An 18,482-nucleotide genomic window follows, 5' to 3' on the forward strand; every position below is an offset into this window, starting at 1 on the left:
TGACCAAGAAAAGCGGTCCTGAAAACGGAAGTTTTTATCTTTTACCTTAATCAAAGGGTATAATGCGCCATTCATTTTTGCTTTGCTATCTGGTTTGTTCATGTTGAATTTTTTTGCGGCGGCCCCCAAGGGGTTTGAATATGCTTTGGCGCAGGAACTGCGCGAGTTTGGTGCGCTTGAGGTCAAGGAAAGCCTGGCTGGGGTTTATTTCTCCTGTCCACTGGAGCTGGCATACCGCATTACCCTTTGGACCAGACTGGCAAGCCGTATTTTGCTTATATTGCATCGCGGTCCCTGTGATTCCGCCGAACAGCTTTATAATGCGGCCTTCTGTATCGATTGGCCGAGCCACTTTGATAACCGTTGTACCTTTAGTATCGACTTTCACGGCATGGGCGGTTTTATCAAGAACACCCAGTTCGGCGCCCTCAAGATTAAAGATGCTGTAGTGGATCGCTTCCGCGAAGACGATCTCAACCGCCCCAATGTGCAACGTGTCGATGCCGACTTCAAAATCGATGCCCACTACCGAAACGGTCAGGTAACCATAGCGCTGAACTTCTCCGGTCCGGCGCTGCATCAACGTGGCTATCGCAGCGGTACCGGTGAGGCGCCATTAAAAGAGAACCTTGCCGCCAACATGTTGGCCAGGGCCCAATGGGATAAACAAACGCCTTTGCTGGACCCATTTTGTGGCAGTGGCACAGTGTTGATTGAGGCGGCTATGATCGCGGCCGATATGGCCCCGGGGCTGCAACGCAGTCGCTTTGGCTTTGAGCACTGGTATCGCCATGACGCCAAACTTTGGCAAAGCATAGTCGAGGAAGCCAAGGCGCGGGCCAGCATAGGCAAGAACCGTTGTGATGTGAAGTTCTTCGGCTCGGACATAGACTCGCGCATGGTGGCGCTGGCCAAACGTAATGCCAAGAGTGCCGGTGTCAGTGACTTGATTGAGTTCAGTGTGGCCAATGCTCTCAATATCACGCCACCGCTGGACAAAGGCTTGTTGATCTCCAACCCGCCCTATGGTGAGCGTTTGGGTAATGTATCCTCTTTGTTGCAGCTTTACTATCAGTTTGGCGACAAGCTCAAGCGTGAGTTCGGTGGCTGGCAAGTGGCCTTGCTTTGCAGTGATATCGAATTGATCTCATCGCTTAAGCTCAAGGCCGATAAGCAGATGAAGATGTTCAACGGAGCACTGGAGTGCGCCTTTAACCTCTATACTCTGCATGCCAACTCTACCCGCAGGGCGGCTGTAGCGGCCGAGCAGTCGGGGGCTGAGGTCAGTGACATCGCCAGTGCCTTTGCCAACCGGGTGAAAAAGAATCTGAAACAGCTGGATAAGTGGGCTCGTAAAGAGGGGATCGACAGTTATCGCCTCTATGATGCAGATATCCCTGAATATAATGTCGCTATCGACAAGTATCTGGATTATGTTGTGATCCAAGAGTATGCGGCGCCCGCCAGCATACCTGAAGCCGTCAGCAAGCGACGTTTGACCGATGTGCTCCTGTCTTTGCCCGGCGCCATAGGTGTTGAGCCGGACAAGATCATCCTCAAGACCCGCGAGCGGCAGAAGGGTACAAATCAGTATCAGCGGCTCGACAAAGAAAAGCTGGAGCTGGTTACCCAGGAGTACGGTGCCCGTTTCAAACTTAACCTGACCGACTATCTGGATACCGGGTTGTTTCTCGATCACAGGCTTATTCGCAAACTGGTGGGCAGTAAGGCCAACGGTCGCGACGTACTCAACCTGTTCGCCTATACGGGAACCGCGTCGGTGCACGCCGGGCTTGGCGGTGCCAAGTCGGTCACGACTGTGGATATGTCCAACACTTACCTTAACTGGGCCAAGGATAACTTTGTGCTCAATGGTTTGATTGGCAAACAGTATCGTTTCGAGCAGGGTGACTGCCTGCAATGGATCCGCGATTGTGACCGTAAGTTCGATCTTATCTTTATCGATCCGCCAACCTTCTCCAACTCCAAGCGGATGGAAGACTCGTTCGATGTACAGCGCGATCACGTCAAGTTGTTGTCTGATCTATTCAAGCTGCTCAATCCGGGCGGAGAGATAATCTTTTCCAACAATAAACGTAAGTTCAAAATGGATAGCGAGGCCATGGCGGCTCAGGGCATGTCAGTTACCAATATGGATGCCCAGATGCTGCCAATGGATTACAAGCGCAATCCGCATATTCATAATACCTGGTTGATAACCCATGCCTGAGACGCCATTGACCCTATACCACACAGATGGTTGCCATCTGTGTGAGTTGGCCATGACCTTGCTCGATGGCCTGAATATTGGTTATCGCACCCAGGATATTTGCGAGCAAGAAACGCTTGCCGAACGCTATGGAGTGCTTATTCCTGTGCTGGCCAACAGCATGGGTGAGGAACTCTGTTGGCCCTTCGATGAACAGCAAGTAAAACGCTTTACAGGAGCATAATGTGAGTCTGGTTCGTATCAATAATGGCTCGCTTGCCTATGGTTATACCCCTCTGCTGCAGCAGGCAGATTTCAGTATTGAAGCCGGCGAGCGGGTCTGTATTGTCGGCCGTAATGGCGCCGGCAAGTCCAGTCTATTGAAGGTGTTGGCAGGAGAAGTCCTGCTTGATGATGGTGAGTTCAATATCGCCACCGATGTTAAAGTCAGCCGCCTGCAACAGGACCCACCCAAAGCGGAACAGGGCACTGTCTATTCCTATATTGCCGCCGGTCTGGCCGATGTGGGCCAACTGCTCGAAGAATACCATCAACTGTCGCAGTCTATGGCCAAGGCCCAGGGCGAAGCGCTCGACAAAATGCTGAAAAACCTTGAGCGGTTGCAATCCAAGTTGGATCACTTCGATGGTTGGCAGCTCGACAACCGTATTCAGCAAAACTGTCGGCTGCTGGGGTTGGACCCGGATAAACCTCTGTCTGAACTCTCCGGCGGCTGGCAACGTAAAGTCGCCCTGGCCAGAGCCTTGGTGAGCGAGCCGGATTTGTTACTGCTTGATGAGCCTACCAACCACCTGGATATCGACACCATAGAATGGCTGGAACAGTTTCTGTTGGGATATAAGGGCGCCATCGCCTTTATCAGTCACGACCGTGGCTTTATTCAGAAGATAGCCACCCGCATAGTGGATCTGGACCGTGGAGTGGTTACCTCCTGGCCCGGTGATTACCAGAGTTATCTCGATGGTAAGCAGGAGTGGCTCAGGGTTGAGGCCGAGCAAAATGCGCATTTCGACAAGAAACTCGCCGAGGAAGAAGTGTGGATCCGTCAAGGGATCAAGGCTCGCCGTACCCGTAATGAAGGCCGGGTGAGGGCTCTCAAGGCCTTGAGAATGGAGCGCCGGGCCCGCCTGGAACGCCAGGGCAATGCCAGAATGCAGGTGTCTGAAGCCGATCGCAGTGGCAAGTTGGTGTTTGAGGTGCAGGATCTCAATTACAACCTGGCAGATAAGGACTTGGTGCGAGACTTTTCCACCAATGTGATGCGCGGCGATCGCATCGCACTGATTGGCCCCAACGGTTGCGGTAAATCCACGCTTATCAAGTTGTTGATAGGTCAGTTGGCGCCGCAGAGTGGTGAAATCAAGACGGGTACCAAGCTGGAAGTCGCCTACTTTGACCAATACCGTGAAGCCTTGGATCCGGAGAAGACAGTTGAAGAAAACGTCGGCGAGGGTAAGAGCACTGTTACTGTTAACGGCAAAGACAGGCATATCCTCAGTTATCTGCAAGACTTTTTGTTTTCACCCATGCGGGCCCGGACTCCGGTCAAGGCGCTCAGTGGCGGTGAGAAAAACCGTTTGCTACTGGCCAGACTGCTGCTCAGGCCGGCCAACCTTATCATTCTCGATGAACCGACAAATGATCTTGATATAGAGACACTGGAATTGCTAGAGTCTCTGCTCACTGAATATGAAGGCACTCTGCTGCTTGTCAGTCATGACCGGGCCTTTATTGATAATACAGTCACCAGTTCCTGGTGGTTCAGTGGCAACGGCCGTTGGAGTGAATATGTCGGCGGCTATCAGGATGCGGTTGCCCAAGGGGCACGTTTCTATCGCGACGCTGAGGAACCTGAGGCAGCTAAGCCTGTCAAACAGGAGGTTGCGCCGCAAAAAGCCGCAGAACCCAAGACAGCCAAAAAGCTTTCCTATAAGCTTCAACGTGAGTTGGATGCTTTACCTGCCTTGATGGAAACTCTGGAGCAGGAGTTGGAACAGCTGCAGAAGCGCGTCAATCAGCCGGACTTTTATTCGCAGGATCAAGCTATTGTGAGCAGCGAATTGCAACAGTTGGCAGAGAAAGAACAGCAACTGGAGGCTTACTTCGAGCGTTGGGAAGAACTCGAGTCAATGAAGTAAGCTCAAAAATTTAAATGGGAATCAAATTAATGAAGTTGAATAGTGCGCTGTCATTGGTGGCCATGGGGGTTATCAGTGTATTACAGGTATCGCAGGCGGCTCCTGTCTATGAAGTCGTCAACCTGGATGAATATGATCTCAAAGGTAACCTGACCGATACTCGTACTGGTTATGGTATGGGCGTTAATGCCAATAATGAAGCCATAGGTGTAGCCAAGGGCAAGAAAAAGCTCAGCACCTCGGATGTGGATAATGATGACGGCATTATCGACATTGAAGATGGTATCGCCCCAGAGGAAAAGATCACCTATTCCATCAATGATCCCATCATTGCCAATAACTTCACCTTCAACTCTCAGGAAAACGATCCTGCCAGTCCCTGGACACCCAATTTCGAGAGTGTAAACGGTAGCACGCCGCCTGCGGATACCGACCCTGCCGATCCGGCCAGTGTCAATTCGGTCGATAGTTTCTTCTACGACGTCAATGACGCCGGTATTCGTGTCGGTGCCATGACAGGTAAAGAGAAGAAAGTCGACTACACCGGAGAAACCGAAGGGCAGGAGTACTGGTATTACCGTGACTTCGAGCAGCGCGGCTTTGTTAAAGACGGCAGTACTGAAGTGCCGCTGTTGCCGCCTTATACTACTTATACCAAGGACGACAAGACGGCCGAGCTCGGCGGTTGGTCCATGGCATCTGCCATCAACAGCAATAACCTGGTTGCCGGCTATGCCAGTACCGCCATCAGCAACTATGGCGCCGAACGGGCCGCGGCTTGCCTCAGTGACGACAACACGCTGCCGCTGGATGTGTGCTTGCAGCGGGAAAAATATCCCAACGCCAACAACACCCGCAATATTCAGTACCAGATGCGTGCCTATGTCTGGCAGTATGAAAATGGCGCGGTTACCGGTACTGAACTACCACTTGGTTTGACTCCCGGTGATTCAGACTATACCTTTACCGCTCAGGGACTGGGGCTGAACAACTCAGGAGTTGTTGCCGGACGCTCCCATGTTTATCGTTATAACGATTCAGACAACCTGAGAATGGATGCGGCCTACTGGAGTAAAGATGCCAATGGTGAATACAAGTACCATTGGATCCCGGTTGTCGATGATGATGTGCGCAACTCCATTGCCTATGATGTCAATGATGCAGGGATCTTGGTCGGTAGCTACAACAAGTACATTCAGGGTTATATCCGCGATAAGTTCTTTATCTATGATACCAATACCCCTGAGACCAAGCCGGTTACCCCCAATGATTTCTACAACACCATGTCAGATCTCTCTAGCAAGCCCAGAGATATCAACAACAAAGGTCAGGTCGTGGGTTATATCGAGTCTACCCATGACAAGGATAAACCAAGACCTAAGGTGGGTTTCCTGTTTGACAAAGAGTCCGGTGAGTTCAGTAATCTCAATAAGCTGCTGACCTGTGAGTCCAAAGGCTATGAGAAAGATGCCGAAGGCAACTGGAAACGTCATGAAGTGAGTGTTGAAGATGGCTCAGGCAAAACCCTGACCTACAACACTGACATAGTGGTGGTGGAAGCCAACAGCATCAATGAGGAAGGCACCATAGTAGGTACTGCCTTTATCCGTAAGCCTTCTTACCAGTTTGATGAAAAAGGTAATTTGGTGATTGGTGAAAACGGCAAACCGCTGTTTGAGCTTAATGGTAACGGTCAGCCAGTGACTTCTTATCTGCCGCGTATGGTTGTTCTTAAGCCCAGTGGCAGTGGTGAAGCCTGTACTCAGGTGGACGACGGTGATATCGATAAGCCGTTTGAGCGTTCCGGTGCGGCCAGTTTGGGTTGGTTGGCATTACTGCCGCTGATCTGGTGGCGCAGACGCAAAATTTAAGCTTAGTTTAAGCCTGTGAGATCGGCGCCCAAAAGGCGCCGATTTTTTTTAATCAGGATCTCAATAGTTTAAAATTTCTTCGCTATAATTGGCGATTTTTTGATTGATCTCGGCGTTGAAAAGTTCTATTCATAGCAGGTGAAGCTGATGCTTCTATGTAAAATAGTACAGAGGACGCTTGCATGAAGAGACAAAAACGAGATCGTTTAGACCGAGCCTTTTCGAAGGGATTCCAAGCCGGTGTCGGCGGCCGCTCCAAGGAGCTTTGTCCTTATTCGAATCTTGATTCTCGCTCCCAGTGGCTAGGAGGCTGGCGCGAAGGGGTAGAAGGCCGGATAAACGGCCTGTTCAATAAGTAATTCAGCAAGACTGCCCTCCCAGATGAGGGCATTTTTATAGCGCTCTGAAACAACAAGGTCGGCAATTGCCGACCTTGTTACTTGTATTCGATGGCTTTAGAAGGTTGAGGTATCGCTGAATACACCCACTTTCAGATCCGTGGCCGAGTAGATCTCGCGGCCATCTACCTCCAAAGTCGCATCGGCAATACCCATCACCAGTTTGCGGTGTATGGTGCGCTTGATATTAAGCTTATAAGTCACCTTCTTGGCGCCTGGCAGCACCTGGCCGGTAAATTTGACCTCACCTACACCAAGTGCACGGCCTTTACCCACAGCGCCCTCCCAGGCAAGGAAAAAGCCAACCAGTTGCCACATGGCATCCAGTCCCAGACAACCTGGCATAACAGGGTCATCAACAAAGTGACAGCCAAAGAACCAGAGATCCGGGTTGATATCCAGTTCTGCAACAATTTCACCTTTACCGAAGGCTCCGCCGTTGTCGTTGATGGTGACGACTCTGTCGATCATCAACATGTTGTCCACGGGCAGGCGAGGGGAGTTCTTGCCAAATATCTCACCATGGCCGCAGGCGATGAGCTCTTCTTTGTTGAAACTGTTTGCTTTAGTCATTGTTGTTACCACATCCTTCATCAAGTGCCGCCAAGATTAGCGAACAGGTGTAAGCCAAACAACTCCGATCAGCTACTTATTGGCGAAAAAATGGCAATCTTGCCAGCAAGCTCGCAAAATAGCCCGGTTCTTCATCAAGATTGCCTGCCAACTTGTCCAGTCGTTGTTGCACCATGCCGTATAAAGTGTCTTCGGGGAAGTTGTTGTCTTCGTCTGCTTCCCCGGCCTCTATCCCCATCAACAGAGTGACAGCTTGGTCGACATGAGTGATTTCGTAGAGCAGGAATTGACCTTGCTCTACCGCCGCTATGATCTCGGGTGCCAGGTTGAGTTGCTGCACATTGGACTTGGGCATAATCACCCCTTGGCTGCCGGTCAAGCCACGCCTGGCGCAGAGCTTGAAGAAACCCTCAATCTTCTCGTTGACACCGCCGATGGCCTGTACGTTGCCGAACTGATCAAGCGCACCTGTCACCGCCAGCCCTTGGTCTATTGGCTGTTCGGTTATCGCCGAGATCAGGCTGCAATATTCGGCCAAGGAGGCGCTGTCGCCGTCAATTTCCTGATAGGACTGCTCAAATACAATATTGGCATTGAGGTGCAAGGGCGCGTCGCGGCCAAATACCCGATAGAGACATGCGGACAGGATCATCATTCCCTTGGCGTGGATATTGCCCGCCAACTCAGATTTCCGTTCAATGTCGGCCACTTCACCATCACCATAATGCACCGATGCCGTGATCCTGGCCGGCTCGCCGTAGCAATAATCCAAGGTGTCTATCACTGTCAGGCCATTGATTTGCCCCACCATAGCACCCTCAGTTGGCAAATAGATGAAGGCGTCATCAAGATTTTGTGCCGACTGCTGTTCTTGGGCGTTATGTCGCTGCTGACGTTGTTCCAGGGCATGTTCAATGGCGTTGGCATCCAGCGCTTGCCCCTGGCTGTAAAAAGCAGCTTCAGCGAACACCTGTGCCAAATCTGCGCTGGCGAGGCTCAAGCGCTGCTGATGCTCTGTCAGGCGACTGCTGTACCTGAGCAGAGGCAGTAAGGCCGACTCGGTCAGTTGACAATGACTGAGCTTGGCCAGCTCTGCCAGCCAGGCTACATAGGCATTGACAGTAACCTTTTGCAAATCAATTTCAAATACCAGCTCGCCAAGCAGGGCGAACAACTCGCTGAATCTGCGCTCATGGTACCTGAGCTCGCTGTAGAGCAGACTCGAGCCCACCAATACAACTTTGGCTTGCAGTGGCTGCCATTGTCCCTGAAGCTCGAAGCCACCTTTTTCGATGGCATCCAACAATAGCTCCCATAAAGGCTCACGTTTCCACAAGGACTCGGCGCAGATAAAAAGTAGTCCGGGCTTTGCGAGGGCACCCGGTTGCCTTGATGGTTGACTATCCGGATAGCCGAGTAGCTGCGCCCGGGTGATGCGACCGCTTAAATATTGCATCGGCATTTTGCTTTGGGCGCTCAGGGCTTCAAACAGCCAAGTGCGGTGGATACCCTGGAAGTCTGCCAGGAAGAGCTGTTGTCCTGATAAGGTTTGCAGCAGACCAAAGGCGTCTATGACTCTTTCCTGTCCAAGTAATAGATCTGTCAGTTGGCTCGATGTGGGAAGCTGCAGATTGGAGTATTGAGGGGTAAGGGCCCCGGCCGGGATCAAGCTAGGCTTCATTGTGGCTCAAAGTCATTTAAAGATAAGCTGATTTTACCACAGGGGTGACGGAGCGGCATGGTAAATCTCCATTCTGGAGCGGCTTTTATTGTTCGATATGAGTTCCGTTTGAATCCTTCGGATGGCTGAGATTTAGGCATATGAACATATTTTTAGAAATAAGGGTTTACAACGGCTTAGTGAGCTTATAATATTTGCGCCGTTCCGGAGGGGTGGCAGAGTGGTTGAATGCACCGGTCTTGAAAACCGGCATGGGTTTATAGCCCATCCAGGGTTCAAATCCCTGCTCCTCCGCCATATTCAGAGAGGCCCGCTTGTGTAAACAGGCGGGCTTTTTCGTATCTCAGTTTTGATGATAGCGATTAGCCAGGTATAGGCGGTTAGAGAATAGCGGGTTTATAGCGCCGTTATGCAGGGTTCAAATCCCTGCACCTCCGCCACATTCAGATAGGCCCGCTTGTGCAAAAAGGTGGGCCTTTCGTATTTCCGTTCCTATGCCAGTTATAGACTTAAAGTCGCCAATAGAGTAGGCAATCCACTTGTTTGTCCAACGACTACATCAACGATACTCAGATCTATCTGACGGGGTTGGGACAGTTTATAGTTCTGAAATGCTCAACTAAAAGCCGCTTTGTTTAACGAATAAGCAGTTGGAATAAAATGATTTATTAAAGGTTTACACGCTTTTTTGTTGGATATACTATTTGCGTCGTTCCGGAGGGGTGGCAGAGTGGTTGAATGCACCGGTCTTGAAAACCGGCATGGGTTTATAGCCCATCCAGGGTTCAAATCCCTGCTCCTCCGCCATATTCAGAGAAGCCCGCTTGTGCAAACAGGCGGGCTTTTTCATGCCTGATTTCCATATCTATCCAAGCTAGTTGTCATTCTGACTGAAGCGTAACAGGGTTTATAGCGCCGTTATGCAGGATTTAAATCTCTGCACCTCTGCCATATTCAGGGAGGCCCGCTTGTGCAAACAGGCGGGCTTTTTCATGCCTGATTTCCATATCTATCCAAGCTAGTTGTCATTCTGACTGAAGCGTAACAGGGTTTATAGCGCAGTTATGCAGGATTTAAATCTCTGTACCTCTGCCTTATTCTGAGAGACCTGCTTGTGCAAATAAGCGGGCTTTTTCGTGCCCCAGTTTTAATGATTGCTACTGGAAAATCAGTTCTGTGTTAGAGCTCACCTACACAGTTTCAAGTCCATTAATTTTCCTCTTAATTCAGACAGAGAGGCTATCTCGTTCCAATAGGCTTTAAGTGAGCATTTAGGTATGCTATTAAGCACTTTTATGTCTATTTGATTGGATTATGGATATCAGTACTGCTTTGCAACGGCTGCACAGTTTTGATCGTAAAGGCATCTATGTTTATACCAAGGGGAATCTGAAGCGGCTATTTTTTGATGATACGGCAGAAGCGTTTAAGCAGAGCCTGCCTAGGTTGATAAAGCAGGGGATCCTGGAAAGGCCCTGCCGCGGCGTATACCTGTTTGCACTGAGCCGGCGAGATAGTTACGCGGTAGAGCATATCGCCTGTGCACTGCGGCGCGGTGAGTATAACTATGTCTCGCTGGAATCGGCCCTGTCTGAATATGGTGCGATTTCGCAGATCCCTATCAGTTACATTACCGTGATGACCACAGGTCGAAAGGGGGTTTTCAAGACACCCTATGGCACTATCGAATTTACCCATACCCAGCGCGATGACATGGATATTTTGCATAATACCATCAAAATTCCGCAAAGGCCGCTGCGTATGGCTACAGAAGCGGCTGCCCTGAGAGATCTGAAACGGGTTGGCCGGAACTTGCATATGTTGGTTGAATCTTAACCGGCTCAATGTCGACCCGAACCCATTTGCCTTTCGGCCAAGGCATTGTTGCACTGACTTTGGCATTTTATTGCCTTGGCAAGAGAATTTTTATGCAACAAAAGGGAAGATTGTTGCACTTTATCCCTTATCCAAGTCAACATAAGAATGAGTTTCTTTTATAATCATAAAGTTAACTTGAGCTTTTCTATTGTCGGCAGATGGGCTAAATTATCCCAAAGGCTTCGAAGAATCAGGGCTACACGAAAAGGCCGACAATAATAAGGTGGGTTGAAGTTGATATCCGTATATTTGGTGGATGACCATGAGTTGGTCAGAACCGGGATCCGCCGGATCCTCGAAGATGAGAAAGGCATTAAAGTTGTAGGGGAAGCCGGTGATGGCGAAGCTGCTGTGCAGTGGAGCAGGCAGAATGAAGCCGATGTGATTTTGATGGATATGAATATGCCCGGAATAGGGGGGCTTGAGGCAACCCGTAAAATTCTGCGTTACCAACCCCATGCCAGAATCATAGTATTGACTATTCACTCAGAGGACCCTTTCCCGACCAAGGTGATGCAGGCCGGTGCTTCCGGTTATTTGACCAAGGGAGCCAAGCCGCCGGAGGTGATCCAAGCCATTCGGCAGGTGGCTCACGGGCAGCGATATCTGTCACCGGAAATTGCCCAGCAGATGGCCTTGAGTCAGTTTGATCAGACAGATGAGAACCCCTTCAAGTCGCTGTCAGAGCGGGAATTGCAGATCATGATGATGATCACCAATGGTGAGAAGGTCAATGATATCTCCGAGCAGCTGAACCTCAGCCCCAAGACGGTTAACAGCTACCGCTATCGCTTGTTTGCCAAACTGGGGATCAGCGGCGATGTGGAGCTGACCCGATTGGCGATTCGGTATAAAATGCTCGACACCGGGCAGTTCTGATTTACACATGGAGCCATGGCTCCCTCTTTCTTTTGTTGTTTTCTGTCCCTGAAATCTTTATCTCCTCAGCCGTTATTCGTAGAGTGGGTTCATGCCGCAGGAATTCAATCCCAAGCTTTTTCTTAAAAATCTGACCTCAGCGCCGGGCGTCTATCGTATGTACGACAGCGGCGGTAGCGTGATTTACGTGGGCAAGGCCAAAGATCTCAAGAAACGGCTCTCGTCTTATTTTCGCAAGAATCTGCCCAATGTGAAGACTCAGGCGCTGGTGTCCCATATCGCCAATATCGATGTGACACTGACTCACAGTGAAACCGAAGCACTGATCCTGGAAAACGATTACATCAAGCAGTACTTGCCGAAATACAATGTGCTGCTCAGGGATGACAAGTCTTACCCCTTTATTTTGCTGAGCCAGCACAGGCACCCCAGGCTTGCCTACCACAGGGGGCCGCAACGGGAGAAGGGGCAGTATTTCGGGCCTTATCCCAATGGCGGTGCGGTGCGTGAAAGCCTGCATTTGATGCAGAAACTGTTTCCTATTCGTCAATGTGACGACCTCTACTACAAGGCGCGCTCGCGTCCCTGTTTGCAGTACCAGCTCAAGCGTTGCAGCGCCCCTTGTGTCGGCAAGGTCTCGGACGAGGAATATCTGGAGCAGGTCAAGTTGGCGACCCTGTTTCTCAAGGGCAAGGATCAGCAGGTGCTCAGCGCCTTGGTCAAGAAAATGGAGCAGGCGGCCGAGTCCATGGCCTACGAGCAGGCGGCCCGCTATCGGGATCAGATCATGGCGCTCAGACGAGTGGCCGAGCAGCAGGAAGTGTCATCCAGCCATGGTGATCTTGATGTGATTGGGGTGCACTACGCCTCAGGGGTGGCCTGTTTCCATCTGTTGTTTATTCGCGAGGGCAAGATTTTCGGTAGCCGCAGCTACTATCCCAGCGTGCCGGCGCAGACCGAAATGGCTGAGGTACTCAGAGCCTTTATGCTGCAGTTTTATCTCAATGTCGATATTCAGCGTACTATCCCGCGGGAAATTCTCCTGAGTGACAGCTATGAGGAACTGGAGGAGCTGGAGCAGGTGTTGATGGAAGCGCTGAACAAGAAAGTGGCCATCCGCACTCGGGTCAGGGGGGATAGAGCCGGTTATCTGCGCCTGGCCAAGACCAATGCTACCAATGCCGTCAATACCAAGCTGGCCCACCGCAATACGGTGGAGCAGAGATTCCTGCTGCTTGAAGAGGCGCTTGAACAAAGCACCCCGATTAAACGTATGGAGTGCTTCGATATCAGTCATACCATGGGGGAGAGCACTGTGGCCTCCTGCGTGGTGTTCAATCGTGAAGGGCCGGACAAGAGCGAATATCGGCGCTACAACATCAAGGGCATTACTCCCGGTGATGATTATGCGGCGATGAAGCAGGCCTTGACTCGCAGGTTTGATAAAGTCAATGCACAGGGCAAGATCCCGGATATTGTCTTTATCGATGGCGGCCTTGGGCAACTCAGAATGGCTCAGGAAGTGGTCAACGAAAAGTTTGTCGGCATAGATGCCGTACCTACACTTATTGGGGTCGCCAAAGGTGAAAGCCGCAAACCCGGGTTGGAAACCCTGATCTTCGGTGATACCGAAGAGAGCTTTTCACTGCCGGATGACTCATCGGCGCTGCATCTTATTCAACATATTCGCGATGAATCCCACAGGTTTGCGATTACCGGTCATAGAAATAAACGCCAAAAGACCCGCAACACCTCAAGCCTTGAGTCTATCCCGGGGATTGGCCCGAAAAGACGTAAGGCTTTGCTGCAATATCTGGGGGGATTACAACAGGTGAAGGGGGCAAGTGTGGCGGAATTGGCAAAAGTGCCCGGGATTAGTCCAGAAATGGCTCAAACGATACACGATGCATTGCGGGGGTAGTAAAAATCAGGCAAGATTGGCGCTGCTTTTGATTATTTGGTTTTATCATGCCGTTTAATATACCCATCGCCCTTACCTGGTTTAGGCTGTTCTTACTGCCTGTTTTTGTTCTGGTATTTTACTTACCGTACAGTTGGGCGCCGTTCATGGCTGCATTTGTTTTCTGGCTTGCAGCCATTACCGACGCCTTGGATGGGTATGCGGCCCGTAAACTGGAGCAGTCCACTCGTTTTGGTGCCTTCCTGGATCCTGTGGCCGATAAGCTGATGGTGACCACGGCCCTGGTGCTGCTGGTTGAAGACTACAACACCATCTGGCTGACCTTGCCGGCGCTGTTTATGATAGGGCGTGAGCTGGTGATATCGGCGCTGCGTGAGTGGATGGCCGAGATAGGTAAACGCGGCGCTGTAGCGGTATCCTGGATTGGCAAGTACAAGACGGCAGCCCAGATGGTGGCAATTATTGGGCTTATCTGGAAGCAGGGCGACTGGATGATCTATACCGCCTATGCCTTGCTGTATGTGGCGGCTTTCCTGACCTTCTGGTCGATGATCAGTTATATCAAGGCCGCCTGGAAGGATCTGATAGCAGGTTAAACGGTGCTAGTTTGTGCCCGATTGCACAATAATGTTTCGATAAGATTATTTAGTGTCCAAGCAAACAGTTAAGCACTAATTCTTCGTTGACAGTCGGGGTTAAAAGCGTAGAATGCCAATCCGTAGTCAGGGCTGGCTCTGAATACAAAACGAAGCAAGAAAAGTGATGCGACATTAGCTCAGTTGGTAGAGCGGTACCTTGCCAAGGTACAGGTCATCGGTTCGAACCCGATATGTCGCTCCAATCTCACACAGCACCTCAATGCTGTGACCCCAAAAAGGCGCGATGGCAGAATGGCTATGCTGCGGATTGCAAATCCGTCGATCTCGGTTCGACTCCGGGTCGCGCCTCCAAATTTAATCCCCCTAAATTGAATTCCCTTGAAGTCACTAGAAGCAGACTTAGCCCTTGTTTTCATACCAAGTTTACGTTCGTTAATAGCTGCTGACTTTTATCACATCAAATCCCGGTTCAACTGTCAGATACAAGCGTCAGTATTGATATCTTTGGCCAGCAACAAGCATGACTATTGATGCAGGGGGCAGAGAGCCTGCCCCGAGAACGTATTACTCTGGCTGCAGAGCCTGTTTCAGCGAAGGGGAAGCCTTAAAGCTAGGCTGATTGCTGCCGGCAATCTCCAAAGGTTCACCGGTTTGTGGGTTACGGCCGTTGCGGGGAAGGTGGTATCTGAGCTCGAAAGTGCCAAACTGCGGCAGATAAACCTTCTCGCCTTCACTGAGTGCCTGGGTAAGGCTAGCCAGAATATGCTGCAGTTGCACTTTGGCTTGAGCCTTTGAGATCTGTTGTCTTTCGGCCATCTGCCGAATGAGCATTTGTCTGTTCATTATATTGCCTGTTACTGCTTTGGCAGGATTTTATATCAGAATAATCTCCATGATCACAGGCTTGTGCTGATAAGTGGTTAATTATCAATCGCTAATAATCATTTACTTGCCAATGTATTATGTTAATCAATGGTCGTTCAGCCAATTGTCAGCAAAATATCATCGAATCACGGCGCATATTTGCCATAATTGAGCTTATGTCCCGGGAGGCCGATATGACAAAGCGCGTGTTAATGCCTTTACTGATCATTCTGCTCCTCAGCGGCGCGGCATATGCAGTTAAAGCCGATGATGCCGCTATCAGGATCCTGAATAATCAGCTGCAGTTGCTGGCTCTGCTGCCTGAAGGGCAGGAGTTTGCCGATGATTTACGTTCCATGAGCCGCGGCGATCTTAACCTTCAACTGGAGTTGCGTGAGGGGATTGAACAGGATATTGCAGCCTTCTGGAAGCGTCGTGGCGTTCCTTTGGCCTTCAACACGCTACCCCTTGACGCCAATTCGCTCAGCCGGGCGCTGGCGCTGGAGCCTCAGGAAGACGACTATCTGGCAACCAGCAGCCGGATCCGCTATCTGATTTGGCTCGCTGAGCGGCATCAATGGCCCAGGTTGGATCCCGGTGGTTGGCTGCGCCCTGGCGACAGTCATCTGCTGATCCCAACAATTGCGAAGCGTCTATATTGGCTTGGCGATCTCAGCAGCGAGCCGGGCGATAACAAGGTTTATTCACCGCAGCTGGCCTCGGCGGTAGAAGCGTTTCAATCCCGTCATGGGCTTAAAACCGATGCCATCATAGGCCCTGATACGCTGCGTTGGCTCAATACTGAACCATTGCAACGTGCCCGCATGCTGGCCGGCAACTTCGTTGCCCGCACCGTCTACAAGCAGCAATTGGGAAAGCGCTATCTGTTGGTGAATATCCCGGCGTTCGAGTTGACTCTGGTGGATGACAACCAGGTGCAGTTACGCTCCAGGGTCATAGTCGGCAAACCCTATCGGCAAACACCACTGCTCAGCAGTGAGGTATCCAATATCGTTTTAAATCCTACCTGGACTGTGCCGAGGGGTATACTGAGGCGCGACTTACTGCCGCAGATCCGCAAGGATGGTGAATATCTGCAGCAGCGGCATTTCAATGTCTATGACTATCAGGGTAATAGAGTGGAAGAAAGCGCCGAAGCCTGGCAAAAAGAGGCGAGTGGCCGTTTCCCTTATCGTTTGGTACAACAACCGGGCGCCGATAATGCCTTGGGACGCTACAAGTTCCATTTCAGCAATGGCTTTAATGTTTATCTGCATGACACACCGGACAAGCATCTGTTTGCCAAAGCCAATCGAGCCCTGTCTTCCGGTTGTATCCGGGTCGACAAGGTGGAAGAGTTGGCGTCCTGGATGGCCAATAATCTGGTGCGGGACAAGAGAACCTGGCAGCAGATGCAAAGTGACTATCAAACCACTCAATGGTTTGCCTTTGAGCAGCGCCTGCCTGTTCATCTGGTTTATTGGACTGCGTGGATGGATGAGCGGGAAAGAGCGCAATTTCGCAGTGACATCTATCAATTGAGCCCGGGAGTTAAGGTGGCTCTTGGGGCGCAGACAATAAGGAATACTGAATTGGCCCACAAGGCAGAGCAGCGTCAGGGACGTGAAGAGCATTTGCTGCGTCCTTGAGAAACAGTATCTTTGGGGCGCCGAACCCAAGCTTTACTAACTTAATGTGGTGCAAGGAATTATCTCGATTTCTGTCTATTTCATCTCAAAAGGCCGCGGCGCTGCCTCTAAATCGGCGCTTGACCTTGGCGTTAATCCCGTATAATTTGCCGCCTTGTGGTTGTTTTTTGTGCAAGGTGAATAAGTGTCAGTAGTATGTCCTGCCCGTAGGCAGTTGTTGATGGGCCTTGGCGGCGCGGCAATGGTTTCTATGCTTCCTTCAAAAGCGATGGCGAGTCGGTCTACTAAAGGTAGTCGATATCTGAGTTTTTATAACCGGCATACAGGGGAGCGTGGCGATGGGACTTATTGGAAAGACGGTCATTATCAGAGTAACACTCTGTCGCAGTTCAGCCATCTGCTGAGAGATCATCGGCTGAATTTGGCGGCCCCTATGGATAAACGCCTGTTCGATCTCCTGTTCAGCCTACAGCAGACGCTGTCGGTTTCTGAAGAGATCCATGTGATTTCAGGTTATCGCTCGCCTAAAACCAACGCCATGCTGGCCGGCAAGAGTAACGGCGTAGCCAAGAAGAGTTACCATATGCGGGGTATGGCAATGGATATCGCGATCCCCGGAGTTAAGCTTGAGACTTTGCGTGAGGCTGCCCTGTCATTAAAACTAGGGGGAGTCGGCTATTATCCGAAGTCGGGATTTGTCCACGTTGACTGCGGGCCGGTGCGCAGCTGGTAGGTTTTTCCGGCACAGAGAGATTGGTTTCCGCCCTGCGGATAAAGCCCTGTTCGCGGGGCTTTCTATCTTCAAGCAGTGCCATCAGCTCGCTGAACTGCAATCTGAGACGTAACAGCTCGCGGGTTTGCTGCCAGTCGGCGACCAAGGTGTTGAGTCTGTCATAAAAGAGGGCGTCTGAGCTCAATTGCTCGATGAGATCCGGGCAGTTGCAGGCACGCATCAAATGTAACAGATGGCCGCTTTTCTGCTGATTACAGGCGAGAAACTCCAATAAAATCAGGTCGAGCTTCTCCTGTTGAAAGGGAGCATGTTCGATCAGGTAATGGAGTTCCGCTGCCAGTTTATAGCACAGGCTATCATCCCGTATCAGTTGCTGCAGATTGGCGTTCATCGGCCTGCTTCATGTAATAAAACCAGATTACTGAAAGCAGGGTAGCAGCAGGGCGATGGAAAAATTGTGATCTCGATCAGGGTAAAACCTCTGCTAAGCAATGGCTTTTCTTAATGATTACAGATGTTACAGATGAGCAACAGCGGGAGAGAGAAATTGACTTCACTTTTACCTGTAAAGGGTAAATCAGCTTGTCGGCTCAGTTACCTCTGTGCTAGTATTCGCCCGCTTTATATGAAGGCCGCTATTGGTCGAAAATAGTGGCCAGTTATTGACTATCAAAAGAGTATTATTATGTCTTACACTATTCCAGCACAAACCCGCACTGAGATTGGGAAAGGTTCGAGCCGCCGCCTGCGTCGTGACGGGAAAGTTCCAGCCGTTATCTATGGCGCCGGCAAAGAAGCCGTTGCTATTGTGTTCGAGCACAAAGATATCATCAACATCCAAAGCAACGATGACTTCTACACCAGCGATCTGACCATAGTTCTGGACGGTAAAGAAGTTAAAGTACGCGCTCAGGCTATGCAGCGTCACGCGTTCAAGCCAATGATCGAGCACGTAGACTTCGTTTACGCTTAATCGATAATTGGATGTTGAAAAGCGCCCTCAGGGCGCTTTTTTTATGTCTGCATTTTGGGTTTTGAGCAGCGGGGACAGCTAATTAGGCTTTAAGT

General features: G+C 50.6%; 15 protein-coding genes, 4 tRNA genes and 1 pseudogene. 16 read left to right on the plus strand and 4 right to left on the minus strand.

The features are described 5' to 3' along the window. Positions 1–100: 100 nt before the first annotated feature. From rlmKL to rmf, 5 genes are all read left to right on the plus strand, one after another. The gene (rlmKL, locus tag ACF8D4_RS01990) at positions 101–2,230 is read left to right on the plus strand and encodes a bifunctional 23S rRNA (guanine(2069)-N(7))-methyltransferase RlmK/23S rRNA (guanine(2445)-N(2))-methyltransferase RlmL (RefSeq protein ID WP_392464501.1); all 2,130 of its coding nucleotides are present in this window, start codon (positions 101–103) and stop codon (positions 2,228–2,230) included. Then, on the plus strand, positions 2,223–2,453 hold the full coding sequence (locus ACF8D4_RS01995) for a glutaredoxin family protein (RefSeq protein WP_208141604.1): 231 nt from the start codon (positions 2,223–2,225) through the stop codon (positions 2,451–2,453). The genes rlmKL and ACF8D4_RS01995 overlap by 8 nt, the downstream gene beginning before the upstream one ends. A gap of 1 nt (position 2,454) precedes the next feature. After that, entirely contained in the window at positions 2,455–4,368 is a 1,914-nt protein-coding gene (locus ACF8D4_RS02000; protein ID WP_159353207.1) for an ABC transporter ATP-binding protein, read from the plus strand. Positions 4,369–4,397: 29 nt separating this feature from the next. Then, a complete protein-coding gene (locus ACF8D4_RS02005; protein WP_144130871.1) occupies positions 4,398–6,239 on the plus strand; it encodes a DUF3466 family protein in 1,842 nt (613 codons plus the stop codon). A 182-nt stretch (positions 6,240–6,421) separates the two neighbouring features. After that, a complete protein-coding gene (rmf, locus tag ACF8D4_RS02010) occupies positions 6,422–6,598 on the plus strand; it encodes a ribosome modulation factor (protein WP_081737068.1) in 177 nt (58 codons plus the stop codon). A 96-nt stretch (positions 6,599–6,694) separates the two neighbouring features. On the opposite strand, the gene fabA is transcribed toward rmf, so the two are convergent. Both fabA and ACF8D4_RS02020 read right to left on the minus strand, forming a co-directional pair. Beyond that, the gene (gene fabA / locus ACF8D4_RS02015) at positions 6,695–7,210 is read right to left on the minus strand and encodes a bifunctional 3-hydroxydecanoyl-ACP dehydratase/trans-2-decenoyl-ACP isomerase (protein ID WP_025009632.1); all 516 of its coding nucleotides are present in this window, start codon (positions 7,208–7,210) and stop codon (positions 6,695–6,697) included. 76 nt (positions 7,211–7,286) lie between these two features. Beyond that, positions 7,287–8,891, minus strand: coding sequence for a Lon-insertion domain-containing protein (locus tag ACF8D4_RS02020; RefSeq protein ID WP_392468242.1), 1,605 nt, complete (start codon positions 8,889–8,891; stop codon positions 7,287–7,289). A gap of 206 nt (positions 8,892–9,097) precedes the next feature. Between ACF8D4_RS02020 and ACF8D4_RS02025 the strand changes: the two genes are divergently transcribed. From ACF8D4_RS02025 to ACF8D4_RS02060, 8 genes are all read left to right on the plus strand, one after another. Further along, positions 9,098–9,188, plus strand: a tRNA-Ser gene (locus tag ACF8D4_RS02025). 419 nt (positions 9,189–9,607) lie between these two features. Then, positions 9,608–9,698: transfer RNA gene (locus tag ACF8D4_RS02030), tRNA-Ser, on the plus strand. Positions 9,699–10,205: 507 nt separating this feature from the next. Continuing rightward, entirely contained in the window at positions 10,206–10,727 is a 522-nt protein-coding gene (abiEi, locus tag ACF8D4_RS02035) for a type IV toxin-antitoxin system AbiEi family antitoxin (protein WP_044734395.1), read from the plus strand. Positions 10,728–11,003: 276 nt separating this feature from the next. Then, a complete protein-coding gene (uvrY, locus tag ACF8D4_RS02040; RefSeq protein WP_025009635.1) occupies positions 11,004–11,648 on the plus strand; it encodes a UvrY/SirA/GacA family response regulator transcription factor in 645 nt (214 codons plus the stop codon). A 91-nt stretch (positions 11,649–11,739) separates the two neighbouring features. Then, positions 11,740–13,569: an excinuclease ABC subunit UvrC gene (gene uvrC, locus ACF8D4_RS02045; RefSeq protein WP_096141699.1), complete on the plus strand. Its 1,830-nt coding sequence runs from the start codon at positions 11,740–11,742 to the stop codon at positions 13,567–13,569. Between the two features lie 47 nt (positions 13,570–13,616). Beyond that, positions 13,617–14,165 (plus strand): CDP-diacylglycerol--glycerol-3-phosphate 3-phosphatidyltransferase, encoded by a 549-nt coding sequence (gene pgsA / locus ACF8D4_RS02050; RefSeq protein WP_028779289.1) that lies wholly within the window; start codon positions 13,617–13,619, stop codon positions 14,163–14,165. Between the two features lie 168 nt (positions 14,166–14,333). Next, positions 14,334–14,409: transfer RNA gene (locus tag ACF8D4_RS02055), tRNA-Gly, on the plus strand. A gap of 36 nt (positions 14,410–14,445) precedes the next feature. After that, positions 14,446–14,519 (plus strand) — tRNA-Cys (locus ACF8D4_RS02060). A gap of 213 nt (positions 14,520–14,732) precedes the next feature. Here the strand turns inward: ACF8D4_RS02060 and ACF8D4_RS02065 are convergent. After that, positions 14,733–15,023 (minus strand): annotated as a pseudogene (locus ACF8D4_RS02065) (HU family DNA-binding protein); the annotation flags it as partial. Between the two features lie 203 nt (positions 15,024–15,226). Between ACF8D4_RS02065 and ACF8D4_RS02070 the strand changes: the two are divergent. After that, entirely contained in the window at positions 15,227–16,681 is a 1,455-nt protein-coding gene (locus ACF8D4_RS02070) for a murein L,D-transpeptidase (RefSeq protein WP_257578214.1), read from the plus strand. Between the two features lie 184 nt (positions 16,682–16,865). Continuing rightward, positions 16,866–17,414, plus strand: coding sequence for a DUF882 domain-containing protein (locus tag ACF8D4_RS02075; protein WP_054744685.1), 549 nt, complete (start codon positions 16,866–16,868; stop codon positions 17,412–17,414). Here ACF8D4_RS02075 and ACF8D4_RS02080 read toward each other — a convergent pair. Then, positions 17,302–17,805 (minus strand): hypothetical protein, encoded by a 504-nt coding sequence (locus ACF8D4_RS02080; protein WP_044734399.1) that lies wholly within the window; start codon positions 17,803–17,805, stop codon positions 17,302–17,304. The genes ACF8D4_RS02075 and ACF8D4_RS02080 overlap by 113 nt on opposite strands. Before the next feature lie 294 nt (positions 17,806–18,099). Here ACF8D4_RS02080 and rplY point away from each other — a divergent pair, with 294 nt between their 5' ends. Continuing rightward, a complete protein-coding gene (gene rplY, locus ACF8D4_RS02085) occupies positions 18,100–18,387 on the plus strand; it encodes a 50S ribosomal protein L25 (protein ID WP_025009640.1) in 288 nt (95 codons plus the stop codon). Positions 18,388–18,482: the final 95 nt, after the last annotated feature.

This window comes from Shewanella sp. YQ_9, assembly GCF_043103185.1.
GTDB lineage: Bacteria > Pseudomonadota > Gammaproteobacteria > Enterobacterales > Shewanellaceae > Shewanella > Shewanella algae.